Source organism: Embleya sp. NBC_00896, from assembly GCF_045207785.1.
Taxonomy (GTDB): domain Bacteria; phylum Actinomycetota; class Actinomycetes; order Streptomycetales; family Streptomycetaceae; genus Embleya.
Genome location: NZ_CP108776.1, coordinates 5352963 through 5368139, shown reverse-complemented (window position 1 = coordinate 5368139; position 15177 = coordinate 5352963). Strand labels below are relative to the sequence as shown.

The window sequence follows — 15177 nt, the reverse complement described above, 5'->3', positions numbered from 1 at the left end:
GGCGTCTCTTCCCACCGAGGAGCACCCATGCGCACCGCCGACGCCCTGTCCCCGCTGTTCAGTGCCACCCCACCGCCCTTCGCGCTGATCCGGCGCGAGCACTCCGCCGTGGTCGAGCTGCTGACCGGCGAGATCGTCGATGTCGCCACGCTCGACGACCTGCCGCTGCCGGCCGAGGGCGGGCCGGGTCACGAACTGCTCGCGCTCGTGCCGTACGCGCAGATCCGCGAGCGCGGCTTCGCGTGCCACGAGGACGGCACGCCGCTGCGCTGCCTGAAGGTGACCGGGCAGCTGGAGCTGCCGGTGGACGAGGTGCTCGCGGCGCTGCCCCGGGTGCCGGTCGCCTTGCGCGGGGGCGGCTTCGACGTCGACGACGAGACCTACGCCACGATCGTCAAGCGGGTCATCGAGGACGAGATCGGCCACGGCGAGGGCGCGAACTTCGTCATCCGGCGCGATTTCCGCGACCACATCGAGGGGTACACGCCGGCCTCGGCGGGCACGCTGCTGCACCGGCTGCTGACCCGCGAGAGCGGCGCCTACTGGACCTACCTGATCCACACCGGCGACCTGACGCTGGTGGGCGCGAGTCCGGAGCGGCACGTGAGCTCGGTGGGCGGCGAGGTGGTGATGAACCCGATCAGCGGGACGTACCGGTATCCGGCGCAGGGCCCCTCGCGCGAGGGCCTGCTGGCGTTCCTGAACGACCCGAAGGAGATCGACGAGCTGTTCATGGTCGTCGACGAGGAACTCAAGATGATGAGCGAGGTGTGCGACCTCGGCGGCGCGGTGGAGGGCCCGTTCCTGAAGCCGATGGGCCATCTCGCGCACACCGAGTACCTGCTGCGCGGAGTCACCTCGCGGGACGTCGGCGCGGTGCTGCGCGGCACGATGTTCGCGCCGACGGTGACCGGGAGCCCGCTGGAGAACGCGTGCCGGGTGATCCACCGGCACGAGCCGACCGGCCGCGGCTACTACTCCGGCGTGGTCGCGCTGATCGGGCGCGACGCGGACGGGCGGCGCACGCTGGACGCGCCGATCCTGATCCGGACGGCGTACATCACCCCCGACGGCGGCCTGCGGGTCCCCGCCGGCGCGACCCTGGTGCGGCATTCGAAGGCCGAGGACGAGGTCGCCGAGACGCACGCCAAGGCGGCCGGCGTGCTGGCCGCGCTCGGGGTGGTCCCGGCGGCGGCGCCGGCCGCGTCCGCGACGCTCGCGGCCGATCCCGAGGTGAGTGCCGTGTTGGCCTCGCGCAACGCCGCGCTCGCGCCGTTCTGGATGCGCCCCCGTGACGAGACCGCGCTGCGCGCACCGGAGTTGGCGGGCCGTCAGGTCCTGGTGGTGGACGGCGAGGACACCTTCACCGCGATGCTCGCGCACGTGCTGCGCACGCTCGGCCTCCGGGTGGAGGTCAGGTCGTACGACGATGTGACCTCGCGTCGGGTGCGCACGGCCGAGCTGGTCGTGGTGGGCCCCGGCCCCGGCGACCCGCGGGACGCCTCGCACCGCAAGATCCGGCTCATGGGCGCGTTGCTGCGGACCCGCCTGGACGCGAGCGGGCCGCTGCTCGCGGTGTGCCTGGGGCATCAGCTGCTGGCCCGCGAGCTGGGCCTGGACCTGGTTCGCAAGGCGCGGCCGTATCAGGGCAAGCAGGTCGAGATCGACCTGTTCGGCCGTCCGGAGAAGGTCGGCTTCTACAACGCGTTCGCCGCGGTACGCCCCGCGAACGGGGTGCCCAATGTCGAGTTCGCCGCCGACCCGGAGTCCGGCCTGGTGCACGCGCTGCGCTCCCCCCGGATGCGGCTCGCGGGCGTGCAGTTCCACCCGGAGTCGGTGCTGACCCACAACGGCCTGTCGATCGTCCGGGAGTTGCTCGCCGGGCTGTGACGTGAGGGGGAATCCACCGCGATCGGGGGCGCGTCCCGGCGGAGGCGGGAGCGGCGTGGAATCATAATCGCGTTGCTCGGGACGTGGCGGCGGAGGATCCTCTACCCGTTCGTCGACCGATTCCAGTGGAGGGGGTTCCCGTGGGCTCCGATTGTCCGCCGCACGACCCCGTCGACTGGAGCGGCCGCAAGCGCTGCCGCAAGTGCGGGGTGACCTTCGGCGGGCCCCGCCCGCTCCCGCCCTCGCCACCGGATGCCGATGGCTGATCTGCCGCCCCCGCCGCCGAACTTCCACACGGCGCCGCGTACCTGCTGGGACGAGTTGCCCACGGACGCGCGCGCCGCGGTCGAACGGTGTGCGGGGCGCGTGCTGGCCGTCGCCACGGTGTGGGCCGGATTCAACTGCGAGTTCGCGGCGACGGTGACGACCGAGCGGGCCCGGTATTTCGTCAAGGGCGTCCCGCGCGACCACCCGGCCGTACCGCAGCAAGGGGTGGAAGCGCGGGTCGCCCCGCATGTGAGCGCGGTGTCGCCGAGGCTGCGGTGGGAGGTTCGGCTCGACGACTGGCTGCTGCTCGGGTTCGATTACATCGTGGGCCGGCACGCCGACTTCGCGCCGGGTACGGCGGATCTGCCGCTGGTGGCGGACGCGTTGCGGCGGCTGGGCCGGGTCGCGGTACGCGATCTGCCGCTGCCGCGGATCGAGGAGCGCTGGCGTGCCTTCCTGAGCAATCGCCAGCTGGAACTGCTGCGCGGCGAGAGCCTGTTGCACACCGACCTGCACCCGCACAACGTGCTGATCGGCGAACGGGGACCGCGGGCCTACCTCGTCGACTGGGCCCAGCCCGCGCGCGGCCCGGCGTGGATCGAGGTCGCCCTGGTGGCGAGCCGGCTGATGGACGAGGGGCACACCGCCGAGCAGGCGGCCTCGTGGGCGGACCGGTTCGGATGCTGGCGCACGGTGTCCCGGGAAGCGATGGAGGCATTCGTGTTCGCCGCCACCAACCAGTGCTCGCGCGGGATCGGCGCCGCGGACGCGGCGCCGTGGAACGCCCGGTTGACCGCGCTCGCCGAGGCCCGCGCGGGCCGGGCACATCGGCGGGCGTGTCCGCCGCGCTCGCACCCGCGGACGATCGGGCCGCCGACGTAGGGTGACCGGGTAGGAGCTTCTCACCCCCCGGAGGCACGGATGTCCGAGCTCGGCGCGACCACCAGTCCCACCAAGTGGGTGGCCGATCAGGCCAAGCTCTACGAGGAGTCCGGCGGCACCAAGGGGCTGACCGTGCAGGGCTCGCCGTGCCTGCTGATCGACACCCTCGGACGCAAGAGCGGCCAATGGCGTCGCTCCGTGCTGATCTACGGACGCGACGGCGAGGACTACCTGGTCGTGGCCTCGCTCGGCGGTTCGGACCACCACCCGCTCTGGTACCTCAACCTGACCGCCAACCCCCAGGTGCGCCTTCGCGTCGAGACCGAGCGCTTCGCGGCCACCGCCGAGACGCTCTCCCCCGCGGAGAAGGCGCGGGTGTGGCCGCACCTGGTGGAGGTGTTCGCGCCCTACGCGGGCTACCAGCAGAAGACCGAGCGGGACATCCCGGTGGTCCGACTGCGACGCGCCGCCGACTAGGAGACGCCCTGGGCCCGTCGCCCGATCGCCCGTCGCCCGATCGCGGGGCCGTGTCCGGGAGTTCGGCCGGGTGCGACCCTTCTGGCGGGTCGCGGTGGGCGGGTAGGCTCGCCGCCGGTTGCCTCCGACGACGGGCTCATCCAGCATGCGTATGCTCCGCCGGGTCTCCCCGCTCGTGCTCGCGCTGCTCCTGGCCGTACCGACCGTCCAGGGCGCCCGGGGGGCCACCCCCGGGCCCGACGATCCGCAGGTCGCGGCCGAACGGATCGAAGTGTCCGAGGTCCCCCACGAACTGCGAGCGGGCGCGGGGACCGTCGAGTTCACCGCGACACTGCGCAACACCGGCGGAAGTCCGTTGCTCCTGGAGCCGTACGTCACCGTCTTCGGCGACTTCATCCGTCCCGAACACATCCTCCTGGAGCTCTTGGACCCGACCACCAACCGGTGGGGCACGCTCGTGCTCGACCCGGCCCGGGACCTCCGGGTGATGCTGCCCTACCGGGGAGCGGAGAAGCTGTCGGGGACATCCGGGCGGCTGGCTCCGAACAGCACCCTCGCCTACCGATTGCGCTTCACGCTCGCGGCGAGCGCGCCGCCGCAGCTCGCGGGGATCGAGATCGGCGGCGAGGCCGGGCCGTCCGCCCCCGGCGAGGACAAGCGCTTCGGCACGTTCAGCGACATCGAGTTCGTCGTGGTCGGGGCCGACGGCACCAGACCCGCCCTTCCGCCCCCGCCCGACGCGTCCGACGCGTCCGACCCACCATCCGCGCCGGACGCGGGACCGGCCGATTTCGGCGGCACCGCGATGCGGGTCGCGGGGGTGGCCGCCCGGAACGGCGGGCCGGCGTTCGACCTGACGGGCGTGCCCGGTTGGATCCGGGCCGGGGCCGGCGCGTTCGAGTTCCACATCGCGATCTCCAACGACACCGGTCGCACGATCGACGCGCTGCGCCCACAACTCCTGTTCACCTCGGGCGGTTCCGGATTGGCCGCCGAACACCTGAAGGTGGAGGCGTTCACGCCGCTCGGCCACTGGACGCCGGTGCCCCTGTCCCACCTGATCGATGTCGAGACCGGGCGCCCCGGGCACCTGCTCGGCGCGTTGGACTCACCGGTGTGGGAGACCGAACGCCATCTGCCGGCGGGCGAGTTCACCACCATCAAAGTGCGCGTGTGGTTTCCGGCCGAGTCACCGGCGACGGGGCACGATGTCGCCGTCCTGGCCGGGACCGACTTCCTGAACCCGGCCGGCGGCCTACCGCTGTCGCGCAGCGACTTCCGGGTGTTCCGGGTGACCGCCGCCGGCGCCCCGGACGGCCCCCCGAGGCTGCGTCCCGTCGCCCCGGGCGAGGCCCCCACCAAGTCCGGCGCCGCCGACACCGACGACGGCGACCCGTTCACGTTCGCCACGATCGCGATCTGGCTCGCCCTTGGAGGAGTCGTCGTGGCCGTCGTGTACTTCGCCCGCAGGAATCGCGGCCGGGCCCCCGAGGACCCGGACCCCTACGGACCCGACGCCTGACGCCCGACGCGCCGTCGACGGCTGCTGCCGCCGCCTACCCGAACAGCACCTTCGCCTCGTCGTACAGGGCCGGCGGCACGGTCTTGAGCTCGCGGGTGGCGGCCTCCAACGGCACCGTCACCACGTCCGTGCCGTGCAGCGCGACCATCTTCCCCCAGTCGCCCGCGTTGACCGCGTCGATCGCGTGGAAGCCGAACCGGGTGGCCAGCCACCGGTCGAACGCGGTGGGCGTGCCACCGCGCTGCACGTGCCCGAGCACGGTCGTGCGGGCCTCGTGACCGGTGCGCTTCTCGATCTCCGAGGCGAGCCAGTCGCCGATGCCGGACAGCTTGACGTGGCCGAACGCGTCCAGCGTCTGATCCTTCGTCACCATCTGTCCCGCCAGCGGAATCGCGCCTTCCGCCACCACGATGATCGGCGCGTAGTTGGTCCGGAAGCGGCTGTCCACCCAGCCGCAGACCTCCTCCACGTCGAAGTTCTGCTCGGGGATCAGGATCACGTTCGCGCCGCCGGCCATGCCGGAGTGGATCGCGATCCAGCCCGCGTGCCGGCCCATCACCTCGACGATCAGCACGCGCCGGTGCGACTCGGCGGTGGTGTGCAGGCGATCGATCGCCTCGGTCGCGATGTTCACCGCGGTGTCGAAGCCGAACGTGTAGTCCGTCGCGCCCAGGTCGTTGTCGATCGTCTTCGGCACCCCGACGACCTTGACCTCGTGCTCGTGCAGCCGGGTCGCGACCCCGAGGGTGTCCTCGCCGCCGATCGCCACGAGCGCGTCCACTTCGAGCTTCTGGAGGTTCTCGCGGATCCGCTCGATGCCGCGATCCACCTTGATCGGGTTGGTCCGCGACGACCCCAGAATGGTCCCACCGCGCGGCAGGATCCCTCGGACGGCCTTGACGTCGAGCGGCATGGTGTCGCCTTCGAGCGGCCCGCGCCAGCCGTCCCGAAAGCCGATGAAGTCGTACCCGTAGTCCTGGACGCCCTTGCGCACGACAGCCCGGATCACCGCGTTGAGGCCGGGGCAGTCGCCGCCGCCGGTCAGTACTCCGACACGCATCGAAATCTCCGATTTCTTCCGTCCGGTACGATTCGCGGCCCACGCTACCGGTGCGAGAAGCCACCTCGACTCTTCCCACCACCCGTTCGAGGTACCCGAGTTGATCGAGTTCTGCTGCATTGCACGCGGGCCCGATCCGGGTCCACATATCGGACGTGACGCAATAGAGTCGGGCGCCATGAGCGTGCTTGCGATCGATGCCGGGACCACCGGGGTGACCGCCCTCGTCGTCGGTCGGAACGGGGACGTGCTCGCGCGTGGCTACCAGGAGTTCCAGCAGCACTTCCCACAGCCCGGGTGGGTCGAGCACGCGCCCGAGGAGATCTGGCAGGCCACCCTCCAGGCGTGCCGCGAGGCGCTGGACGGCGCGCCCGAGCGACCGACCTGCCTGGGCATCACCAACCAGCGCGAGACCGCGTGCCTGTGGGACCGCCGCTCGCTCGCGTCACCGCGCCGCGCGATCGTCTGGCAGGACCGCCGCTCGGCGGCGATCTGTACCGAACTCGCCGAGGCGGGCCACGGACCCCGCGTGAGCGAGCTGACCGGCCTTCGGCTCGACCCCTACTTCACCGCGACCAAGTACGCCTGGCTCGCCCGGCACGACGAGCGCGCCTGGCACGGCGTCGAGGAGGGCCGGATCGCCCTGGGCACGGTGGACTCCTACCTCGTCGCCCGACTCACCGCCGGCCGCCGGCACGTCACCGACGCGTCGAACGCGTCCCGCACGCTGCTCTTCGACATCACCACCGGGCGGTGGTCGCCACAACTGTGCGAGCTGTTCGGCGTCCCCGAGGCGGCACTGCCCGAGGTGGTCCCCTCCTACGGCGTGATCGACCGCACCGATCCCGCGACCTTCCTCGGCCTGGACATCCCGATCGCCGGCATCGCCGGCGACCAGCAGGCGGCGCTGTTCGGCCAGACCTGCCACGCCCCCGGCGACGTGAAGTGCACGTACGGCACCGGCTCCTTCGTACTGATCAACACCGGCGACGAACCCGTCCGCTCGGAGGCCGGCCTGCTCACCACCGTCGCGTGGGGCGCCCCCGACGGCTCGCTGACCTACGCGCTCGAAGGCTCGATCTTCGTCACCGGCGCGGCCGTCCAGTGGCTGCGCGACGGCCTCGGCATCATCGGCGCGGCCGGGGAAAGCGAGCCGATCGCCCGCACCGTCCCCGACTCCGGCGGCGTGGTCTTCGTCCCCGCGCTGACCGGCCTGGGCGCGCCCGACTGGGATCCGACCGCGCGCGGCACGATCCTGGGTCTGACCCGCGGCACGACTCGCGCACACCTGGTCCGCGCCACGCTGGAGGCCATCGCCTTCGAGGTCCGCGACGTGATCGACGCGATGACCAGCGAGGCGGGCCTGTCCCTGCCGCTCCTCAAGGTGGACGGCGGCGCCTCCGAGAACGGTCTGCTGTGCGAACTCCAGGCGGCCCAGCTCGGCGTCCCCGTCGAACGCCCCCGGATCAGCGAGACCACCGCTTTGGGCGCCGCGTTCCTGGCCGGCCTCGGCACGGGGGTGTGGGCCTCCACCGCCGAACTCGCCGGCACGTGGCGTCTGGACGCCCGTTACGACCCGGGCCCGCGCGACGACCGGGCCCACGCCCGCTGGCGCCGAGCGGTCGAACGCGCGAAGGGCTGGGCAGACTGACGCTCGGCCGTTCGCTCGGCCCGCGGTCGTCTCAGTCGTCCAGGCCCTTCTCGATCGCGTACCGGACCAGCTCGACCCGGTTGTGCAGTTGCAGCTTGTTCAGGGTGTTCTGCACGTGGTTCTGCACGGTCCGATGGGACAGGAACAGCCGTTCCGCGATCTGCTTGTACGACAGCCCCTTCGCGACCATCCGCAGGACCTCGGTCTCCCGGTCGGTCAGGCGCGGTGCCGCCGGGCCCTTGCCCGCGTCCTTCGCCGGCGGGTCCGTGGCCATCCGGCGAAACTCGCCCAGCACCAGGCCCGCCAGCCCCGGCGTGAACACCGGGTCGCCGATCGCCGTGCGCCCGACCGCGTCCACCAGTTCCTCGCGGCTCGCCGACTTGACCAGGTAGCCCGTCGCCCCCGCCTTGACCGCCTCCAGCACGTCCTCCTGCTCGCCGCTCGCCGACAGCACCAGGATCCGCACCGACGGGTCGTGCCGAACCAGTTCGCGGGCGACCTCGACGCCGGGCAGCTTGGGCAGGTGCAGGTCCAGGATCACCACGTTCGGCGAGGTCGCCCGGGCCCGGCGGACCGCCTCGGGCCCGTCGCCGGCCGTGGCGACCACGTCGTAGCCGGCCTCCGCGAGGTCGCGCGCGACCGCCTCGCGCCACATCGGGTGGTCGTCCACGACCAGGACCTTGAGCGGCGCGGCCGGCTCGCCGCCGCCACTCGGGTCGCCGGTTCCGCTCGCCCCACTCGTCCCGCTCGCCCCGCTCGTCCCACCGGTCTCGCTCATCCGCTCCCCTGCCTCGGCACCCGGAGCTCCAGCTCGGTGCCTTCTCCCGTCACCGACGACCACACCACACTCCCGCCGAGGTCGCGCACCCGGCCCTCGATCGACTGGGCCACGCCCAACCGGCCCTGCGCGCGGGCCGCTTCGAGCCGGCCCGGGGCCATGCCCGGGCCGTCGTCGCGGACACTGACCACGATCTCGTCCGTCTCGTCCTCCAGCAGGATCCACGCGTTGGCGCCCTCGCCCGCGTGCCGGCGCACGTTGTCCAGGGCCGCCGACACGGCGGCGGTGACCTCGCGCGCCGTCGGGGTGGGCAGCAGTACCGGCGTGCCCGGCGAGGACACCGTGACGCGGGCGCCGGCGAAGCCGCCGAGCAGCACGCGCAGGTCCTGACGAGCCGGCTCGCCGTTCGTGCCCGAGCCCGGCAGGTCCGCCGACTCGACCCGGGCGGGCGTCGCGGAGATCAGCTGGCGCAGCGCCACCTCCTGCTCGCCCGCCAGCTTTCCGAGCCCCGCGGCCTCGCCGCCCAACTCCGCGCCGCGTCGCTGGACCAACGCGAGCACCTGGAGCACGCCGTCGTGGATGTCGCGCGCGAGCCGCTCGCGTTCGCGCGTGGCCGCCTCCAGTTGCAGCGCCCGGGCGAGCGCCCGCTCACTGACCCGGGCGATCTCGACGACGTAGCCGACCGCGCCGCCGGCGAGCAGCAACAGCACGATGTTGTGCTGGTTGTCCGGCGTGATCGCGCCGCGCTCCACCACGCTGGAGGCGCCTATCACCAGAGCCGCCACCGAGCCGGTCTTCCAGCCGCCCTTGAGCGCGCACGCGAGCACCGGCGCCGAGACCCACACGGTGGGCAGCGTCATCGTGCCCTGCGCGACCCGCTCGGGATCGTCCAGCCACCGGGTCGCGAGCAAACAGCTCACGGCCACGCACACGTCGATGATCAGCAGCGGCGGCTCGCGCAACCTCGGGTCGCGGAAGCCGTACGCGGTCGCGGCGGTCCACACCGTGAGCAGCGCCATGATGGCCCACCCGCCGACCGGATACCGGTAATCGCCCGCGACCTGCGCGAACCGCACGATCGCGTAGGAGAGGGCGAGCACCCGAAAGACCGTGAGCGCCCGCCACAGCGACTGCTCGACACCCACGTGGACTCCCCTGACTGCGCCGGCTCGGCCCGGTCAGGCGGCGGGCCGGTCGGAACCGTCCGCGTCGCCCCGCCCGGCCGCCGGCTCGGCGTCCTCGTGGGCCGCGGCGTCGGCGCCCTTCTCGGCCGCCTTGGCCGCTGCCGCCTGCTTGCGGGCCTCGTCGAGCTGCTTCTTGGCGTCCGCCGCGTACGTGTCGACGTACTCCTGGCCCGACAGCTCCATCAGCGCGTACATGATCTCGTCGGTGATCGCGCGCAGGATGAAGCGGTCGTCCTCCATGCCCTCGTAGCGGGAGAAGTCCAGCGGCTCGCCGACCTTGATCCCCACCCGCATGATCTTCGGCACCACCTTGCCGGGCGGCTGGATCTTCTCGGTGTCGATCATCGCGACCGGGATCACCGGCGCGCGGGACTCCAGGGCGAGCCGCGCGATGCCGGTCTTGCCGCGGTAGAGCCGGCCGTCCGGCGAGCGGGTGCCCTCGGGGTAGATGCCGAACAGCTGCTCCTCGCGCAGCACCTTGAGCCCGGCGTTCAGCGCCGCCTCGCTCGCGCGGCCGCCGCTGCGGTCCACGGGGAGTTGGCCGACGCCCTTGAAGAACGCGGCGGTGAGCCGACCCTTGACCCCGCGCCCGGTGAAGTAGTCCGACTTCGCCAGGAACGTGATCCGGCGCGGGACGACGGTGGGGAGGAAGAACGAGTCCGAGAACGAGAGGTGGTTGCTCGCCAAAATGGCCGGGCCCCGTTCCGGGATGTGCTCCTGGCCTTCCACCCACGGGCGGAAGAAGAGCCTCAAGACGGGACCGACGATCATCTTCATCAGCCGGTAGAACAACCCTGACCTCCAGCTCGGGACAGCACGACCCTAGAGCATCCCCCCGTGCGCGGACTCGCGGATCCGCTTGTCCGGGCACCGCCGGCACCGGGGTCGCGCCGCTGTACGCATCGCGCACGACCGTGGGACGATTCCGGAGCGCCGGGGTGTTGTGGGGGGAAGAGGCGGAACCACTCGCCTTCCGACCCCGTTATGGAACCTGTATCACCTCGTCGTCCACCGGTCGCCGCGCTCGGCGGCACAGCCGGCGCTCGTCCCCGCCCGCCCGTCACCCGAAGGAGCCCGTTGGTGTCGATCCTGCCCGGTGCCGAACCCCAGCACCACGATGGCGGCCCCGTCGGGGTCCTGCTCTGCCACGGGTTCACGGGCACTCCGCAGTCGCTGCGGCCGTGGGCCGAATACCTCGCGGCGGCGGGCCTGACGGTGTCGCTGCCACTGCTGCCGGGTCACGGCACGTGCTGGCAGGACATGAACCTGACCACGTGGCAGGACTGGTACGCGACCGTGGACCGCGCGCTCGACCGGCTGCGCGAGCGCTGCGACACGGTGTTCGTGATGGGCCTGTCGATGGGCGCCGGGCTCGCGTTGCGGCTCGCCCAGCAGCACGGCGACGAGGTGGCGGGCCTGGTGCTGGTCAACCCCTCGGTGCAGGCCGACGACCCGCGGGCCAAGCTGCTGCCGGTGCTGCGCCATGTCATATCGTCGGCGCCCGGAATCGCCTCCGACATCCGGCTTGAGGGCTCGGTCGAGCTCGCGTACACGCGCACACCGGTCAAGGCGGCCTATTCGCTGTCCCGGTTCTGGCGCGTGGTCTCCGCCGACCTGCCGCAGGTCACCCAGCCGGTGCTGCTCCTGCACAGTCCGCACGACCACGTGGTCTCGCCCGCCAACTCCGAGACGGTGCTGGCCCGGATCTCCTCCACGGACGTCACCGACGTCCTGCTCAACGACAGCTATCACGTGGCGACGCTCGACCACGACGCGGAACGGATCTTCGCATCCAGCCTGGAATTCGTACGCCGGCTCGCGCCGGACGCGCGGACCCCGGAGACGGCCGAGAGGGACTGAACGAACGGTGCGCGGACGTGGCAACGGACTCGACGCGGAGTCCTTCAAGCCGTTGACCGACCTCGACCCCGAGGCGGCCGACGTGATGCTGGACGCCCTGCGCGAGGCGGGGGTCGCGGCCTACGTCTCGACGCTCGAGCCTCGGGATCCGGACGAGGAACCCGAGGAGATCGAGCGCCTGTGGGTGGACGCGACGGCGACGGCGCGGGCCCGGGCGATCCTGCGCTCGTTGACCGAGCCGTCCTCGCCCCGGGCGCGGGGCAAGGAGGCCGCGGCCGGACCCGCCGACATCCCGCAGGTCGAGTCGTCCCGGACCGAACCGGCGGAACGGGCCGAGCCCGCCGACCCGGCCGCGCCCGCCGAGCGGCCGGGTGACGACGAGGTGTGGGCGCAGATCGTCGCGTCCTTCGACAACGAGGTGACCGATCCGGTCCCGCGCTGGCCGGTCGCCGAGGACCTGGGCGGTGACCGCCCGGGCGGCGACCCGCCCACCGACGGGTCGTTCAAGGTCGGGCTGCCCGCGGCCGCCGGGCCGCGCGACTACTCGCTCGCGCCGCCGGGGCCGCCGGCCATCAACGAGCTGGACGAGGACCCGGAGGCGCATTTCGTGCCGCCTCCGCCGCCCCCGCTGCCCAAGACCGACGCGGCCACCAAGATCGCGTGGATCGCGCTGATCGGCGGCCCGCTGTACCTGCTGGTGTCGGTGCTGATCGGCCGCCCGGTCGGGCCGTGGACCTCCTTCGCCGCGTTCACCGCGTTCACCGGTGGATTCGTCGCGTTGGTGGCACGGATGCGTCGAGATCGGGACGATGACGACCCCGACGACGGTGCCGTGGTCTGACCCGACGTCACTTGGCATGATCGTGACCGGTTCTGATGGGATGTCACCCCGCATTGGGGGTCTCCGGCCGGGTACCTTCCTTGCGTGGACGCGGATAACGAGGGACGCCTGATCGGCGGGCGCTACCTGCTCGCGGAGCAACTCGGGCGCGGGGGCATGGGTGCGGTCTGGCGAGCTCGGGACGAGGTCCTGGGTCGCGAGGTCGCGGTCAAGGAGATGTTGCCGCAACCGGGCGCCGACGAGGCCGATCGGGCCAGGTTGCGCGAGCGCGCGGCGCGCGAGGCACGGGCCGCCGCGCGGCTCAGTCATCCCTCGGTGGTGCGCGTCTACGACGTGGTCGAAGAGGACGATCGGCCGTGGATCGTCATGGAGTTGGTCCCCTCGCGCTCGCTCGCGGAGCTGATCCGCGAGAACGGACCGATACCCGCCGACCGGGTCGCCGAGATCGGCATCGCGATGGTCGACGCGCTGCGGACCGCGCACGCGGCGGGCATCCTGCACCGGGACGTCAAGCCCGGCAACGTGCTGATCACCCCGGACGGCCGGGCGGTGCTCAGCGACTTCGGCATCGCGATCGTCGAGGGCGACTCGTCGGTCACCCAGTCGGGCGTCGTGCTGGGCGCGCCGGCGTACATCCCGCCGGAGCGGGCCCGCGGCCTGGATCCGACGGCGGCGTCCGACCTGTGGTCGCTGGGCGCGACGCTGTACGCGGCGGTCGAGGGCAATTCCCCGTTCGAGCGCTCGACGCCGCTCGCGACGCTGACCGCGATCGTGAGCGAGGATCCGGCGCCGGCCAAGCACGCGGGCCCGCTCGATCCGGTCCTGCGCGCGCTGCTCGACCGTGAGCCGGCCGCGCGGCCGGACGCGGCCGAGGCCGAGTCGATGCTGCGCGGCGCGCTGCGCGAGATCCAGGCCGAGAACGCGCGGACGCGGGTGCTGCCGACGCTGCCCGCACCGTCGGCGGCCGGCTCCGCATCCGCGCCGGAGCCGCGGCGCACCGAACCGGACTCGGACGAGATACCCCGGGGCGAGGGGGGCGATGTGGAGACCGTGTCCCCCCTCGTCGCCCCGCCCACGAAGCCCCCCAAGCCGCCCAGAGAGCGCCGACCGGGCCGGGCCTTCCCGTGGCTGCCGCTGCCCGCCGCGATCGCGGCCCTGGTGGTGTTCGGCGTCGTGGTGGGCCTGATCCTGTTCCTTGTCGTCCCCAACGACGACGACAAGAAGGCGAAGGGTGCGTCGGGCACTTCCGGCGGCCCCCTCCCGCAGACGAGTCCGCACACCCCCTCGGCCTCGCAGACGAGCTCCGGGGTCGCCGGCGAACTGCCGCAGCCCCCGGCGGGCAACACCCCCGCGCAGACCACACCCGCCGGCACGCCCGAGCAGACCACGCCCGCACAGCAGACGTCCGCGCCGCCGAACGACGCCGCCGGGCTCCCGGCCGGGTGGACCCCGTACGTCGGTAGCACGACGAAATACCGGCTCGGTCTGCCGCCCGGGTGGACCAAGGCCAAGACCGAGGGCACGCAGGAGTTCTTCACGAACGAGGAGCGGACCCTCAAGTTCAACGTGGACACGGGCGACTCGGCACAGGGCGACCCGGTCGAGGACTGGAAGAACCAGGAGCCCCACGCCCGGGGCGCCTTCCCGAACTACGCGCGCGTGAGCATCGAGAAGGCCGAGTACCGCAACTACGACGCGGCGGCCTGGCAGTTCACCTACGGCACCAGCGTCAAGCGGCACGTGTTCAACCTCGGCTTCGCCACCGACAAGAACCGGGGCTACGCGCTGTACATGGATGTGCCCGAGGCGGTCTGGAACGACCCGGCGACCCAACAGTTGCTGGCCGACTTCAAGGCCAGTTTCCAGCCCTGACGCACCGTCAAGCGGTGGGCACCCGAAGGGTCGCGAGGACCGGGCGGTGGTCGGACGCGGCCGTGTAGTCGGCGTCCGTGACGTCGTCGGGGACGCCGCACGAGAGCACCTCTATGCCCGCGGACGCGAACACGCCGTCGAGCCGTCGGCCGGGGTCGCGGCGCGGCGCCGTGTACTCCTCGCCCCACGGCGCGGTCGCGTACCCGTCCTGGAACTCGTCGGCGAGTCGATCCCACGCCGGGCGGCCGGCCGACTCGTTGAAGTCCCCGGCCAGGACCCGGTGTTCGGCGCCGAGCGCGTTCAACCGGCGCAGTACGAGATCGGCCTGCCCGCGGCGCTCGGCGGCATTCAGGCCCAAGTGCGTGCTCGCCACCGCGAATTCGGCCCCGCCGACGTCCACGACGGCCGCGGCCATCCCTCGCGCATCGGCCGCCCGACGCACCGTCACCCGCAACCCACCGAGCAACAGCGGCCCCGAGGCGGTCCCGCCCCCGGTGATCACGACCAGCCCGCACTCCCGCGCGAACCGAGCCACCGCGAACCGCCACCGCAGAAACCGCGGCGCCTCCTGCACACACAACACATCGGGCGCACAGTGCCGAACGATCCGAACGAGGGCTTCCCGATCATCCCGCAACGCCCGAACGTTGTACGACATGACCCGCACACCAACCGCCACCAAAGCCCCCTCGCAAACAACCCATCCAGCCCGTCCGGCGCTTGAGGACGTCCGAAGCCCGAAGACGAACCCATCCAGCCCGTCCGGCGTTTGAGGACAAAGCCTCCCACCACCCGCCCGAAGCCCGAAGCCGAACTCATCCAGCCCGTCCGGCGTTTGAGGACAAGCTTTTCAGCCCCGACCTACGCTGCCCACTCGGCACCCATCAGCCCGT

General features: G+C 72.4%; 13 protein-coding genes. 8 read left to right on the top strand and 5 right to left on the bottom strand.

Annotation, left to right across the window (positions count from 1 at the left end; all coding sequences use genetic code 11):
• Positions 1-27 precede the first annotated feature (27 nt).
• From OG928_RS24370 to OG928_RS24355, 4 genes are all read left to right on the top strand, one after another.
• Complete coding sequence (locus tag OG928_RS24370; protein WP_406287328.1) at positions 28-1890, top strand: anthranilate synthase family protein; 1863 nt, start codon at positions 28-30, stop codon at positions 1888-1890.
• A 258-nt stretch (positions 1891-2148) separates the two neighbouring features.
• Positions 2149-3039: a phosphotransferase family protein gene (locus OG928_RS24365; RefSeq protein WP_406287326.1), complete on the top strand. Its 891-nt coding sequence runs from the start codon at positions 2149-2151 to the stop codon at positions 3037-3039.
• Positions 3040-3078: 39 nt separating this feature from the next.
• A complete protein-coding gene (locus OG928_RS24360) occupies positions 3079-3516 on the top strand; it encodes a nitroreductase family deazaflavin-dependent oxidoreductase (protein WP_406287324.1) in 438 nt (145 codons plus the stop codon).
• A 145-nt stretch (positions 3517-3661) separates the two neighbouring features.
• Positions 3662-5038, top strand: a complete 1377-nt coding sequence (locus OG928_RS24355) for a hypothetical protein (protein WP_406287321.1) — start codon at positions 3662-3664, stop codon at positions 5036-5038.
• A 34-nt stretch (positions 5039-5072) separates the two neighbouring features.
• Here the strand turns inward: OG928_RS24355 and OG928_RS24350 are convergent, their stop codons facing one another.
• Positions 5073-6098, bottom strand: coding sequence for a 6-phosphofructokinase (locus OG928_RS24350; RefSeq protein WP_406287319.1), 1026 nt, complete (start codon positions 6096-6098; stop codon positions 5073-5075).
• Positions 6099-6276: 178 nt separating this feature from the next.
• On the opposite strand from OG928_RS24350, the gene glpK reads away from it, so the two are divergent.
• Positions 6277-7749: a glycerol kinase GlpK gene (gene glpK / locus OG928_RS24345; protein ID WP_406287317.1), complete on the top strand. Its 1473-nt coding sequence runs from the start codon at positions 6277-6279 to the stop codon at positions 7747-7749.
• A gap of 31 nt (positions 7750-7780) precedes the next feature.
• On the opposite strand, the gene OG928_RS24340 is transcribed toward glpK, so the two are convergent.
• Genes OG928_RS24340 through OG928_RS24330 form a run of 3 tightly spaced genes read right to left on the bottom strand, consistent with a single transcriptional unit; the run spans position 7781 to position 10503 of the window.
• Entirely contained in the window at positions 7781-8527 is a 747-nt protein-coding gene (locus tag OG928_RS24340) for a response regulator (protein ID WP_406287315.1), read from the bottom strand.
• A complete protein-coding gene (macS, locus tag OG928_RS24335) occupies positions 8524-9672 on the bottom strand; it encodes a MacS family sensor histidine kinase (protein WP_406287312.1) in 1149 nt (382 codons plus the stop codon). Before macS ends, OG928_RS24340 begins: the two co-directional genes overlap by 4 nt.
• A gap of 33 nt (positions 9673-9705) precedes the next feature.
• Positions 9706-10503, bottom strand: coding sequence for a lysophospholipid acyltransferase family protein (locus OG928_RS24330; protein ID WP_406287310.1), 798 nt, complete (start codon positions 10501-10503; stop codon positions 9706-9708).
• Positions 10504-10791: 288 nt separating this feature from the next.
• Here OG928_RS24330 and OG928_RS24325 point away from each other — a divergent pair, with 288 nt between their 5' ends.
• The 3 genes from OG928_RS24325 to OG928_RS24315 all read left to right on the top strand — a co-directional run bounded on the left by OG928_RS24325 (position 10792) and on the right by OG928_RS24315 (position 14284).
• A complete protein-coding gene (locus OG928_RS24325; RefSeq protein ID WP_406287307.1) occupies positions 10792-11571 on the top strand; it encodes an alpha/beta hydrolase in 780 nt (259 codons plus the stop codon).
• Between the two features lie 7 nt (positions 11572-11578).
• Positions 11579-12412, top strand: a complete 834-nt coding sequence (locus OG928_RS24320; protein WP_406287305.1) for a hypothetical protein — start codon at positions 11579-11581, stop codon at positions 12410-12412.
• A gap of 84 nt (positions 12413-12496) precedes the next feature.
• Positions 12497-14284 carry a protein kinase domain-containing protein gene (locus OG928_RS24315; protein WP_406287304.1) on the top strand — a complete coding sequence of 596 codons (1788 nt, stop codon included), beginning with the start codon at positions 12497-12499 and terminating at the stop codon, positions 14282-14284.
• Between the two features lie 7 nt (positions 14285-14291).
• Here OG928_RS24315 and OG928_RS24310 read toward each other — a convergent pair whose 3' ends face one another.
• Complete coding sequence (locus OG928_RS24310) at positions 14292-14942, bottom strand: endonuclease/exonuclease/phosphatase family protein (RefSeq protein WP_406287301.1); 651 nt, start codon at positions 14940-14942, stop codon at positions 14292-14294.
• Positions 14943-15177 lie beyond the last annotated feature (235 nt).

Excerpts from the sequence above, each read along its gene's own strand:
- OG928_RS24370 (WP_406287328.1), top strand. The coding sequence starts at position 28 with ATGCGCACCGCCGACGCCCTGTCCCCGCTGTTCAGTGCCACCCCACCG.
- OG928_RS24365 (WP_406287326.1), top strand. The coding sequence starts at position 2,149 with ATGGCTGATCTGCCGCCCCCGCCGCCGAACTTCCACACGGCGCCGCGT.
- OG928_RS24360 (WP_406287324.1), top strand. The coding sequence starts at position 3,079 with ATGTCCGAGCTCGGCGCGACCACCAGTCCCACCAAGTGGGTGGCCGAT.
- OG928_RS24355 (WP_406287321.1), top strand. The coding sequence starts at position 3,662 with ATGCGTATGCTCCGCCGGGTCTCCCCGCTCGTGCTCGCGCTGCTCCTG.
- OG928_RS24350 (WP_406287319.1), bottom strand. The coding sequence starts at position 6,098 with ATGCGTGTCGGAGTACTGACCGGCGGCGGCGACTGCCCCGGCCTCAAC.
- glpK (WP_406287317.1), top strand. The coding sequence starts at position 6,277 with ATGAGCGTGCTTGCGATCGATGCCGGGACCACCGGGGTGACCGCCCTC.
- OG928_RS24340 (WP_406287315.1), bottom strand. The coding sequence starts at position 8,527 with ATGAGCGAGACCGGTGGGACGAGCGGGGCGAGCGGGACGAGTGGGGCG.
- OG928_RS24310 (WP_406287301.1), bottom strand. The coding sequence starts at position 14,942 with ATGTCGTACAACGTTCGGGCGTTGCGGGATGATCGGGAAGCCCTCGTT.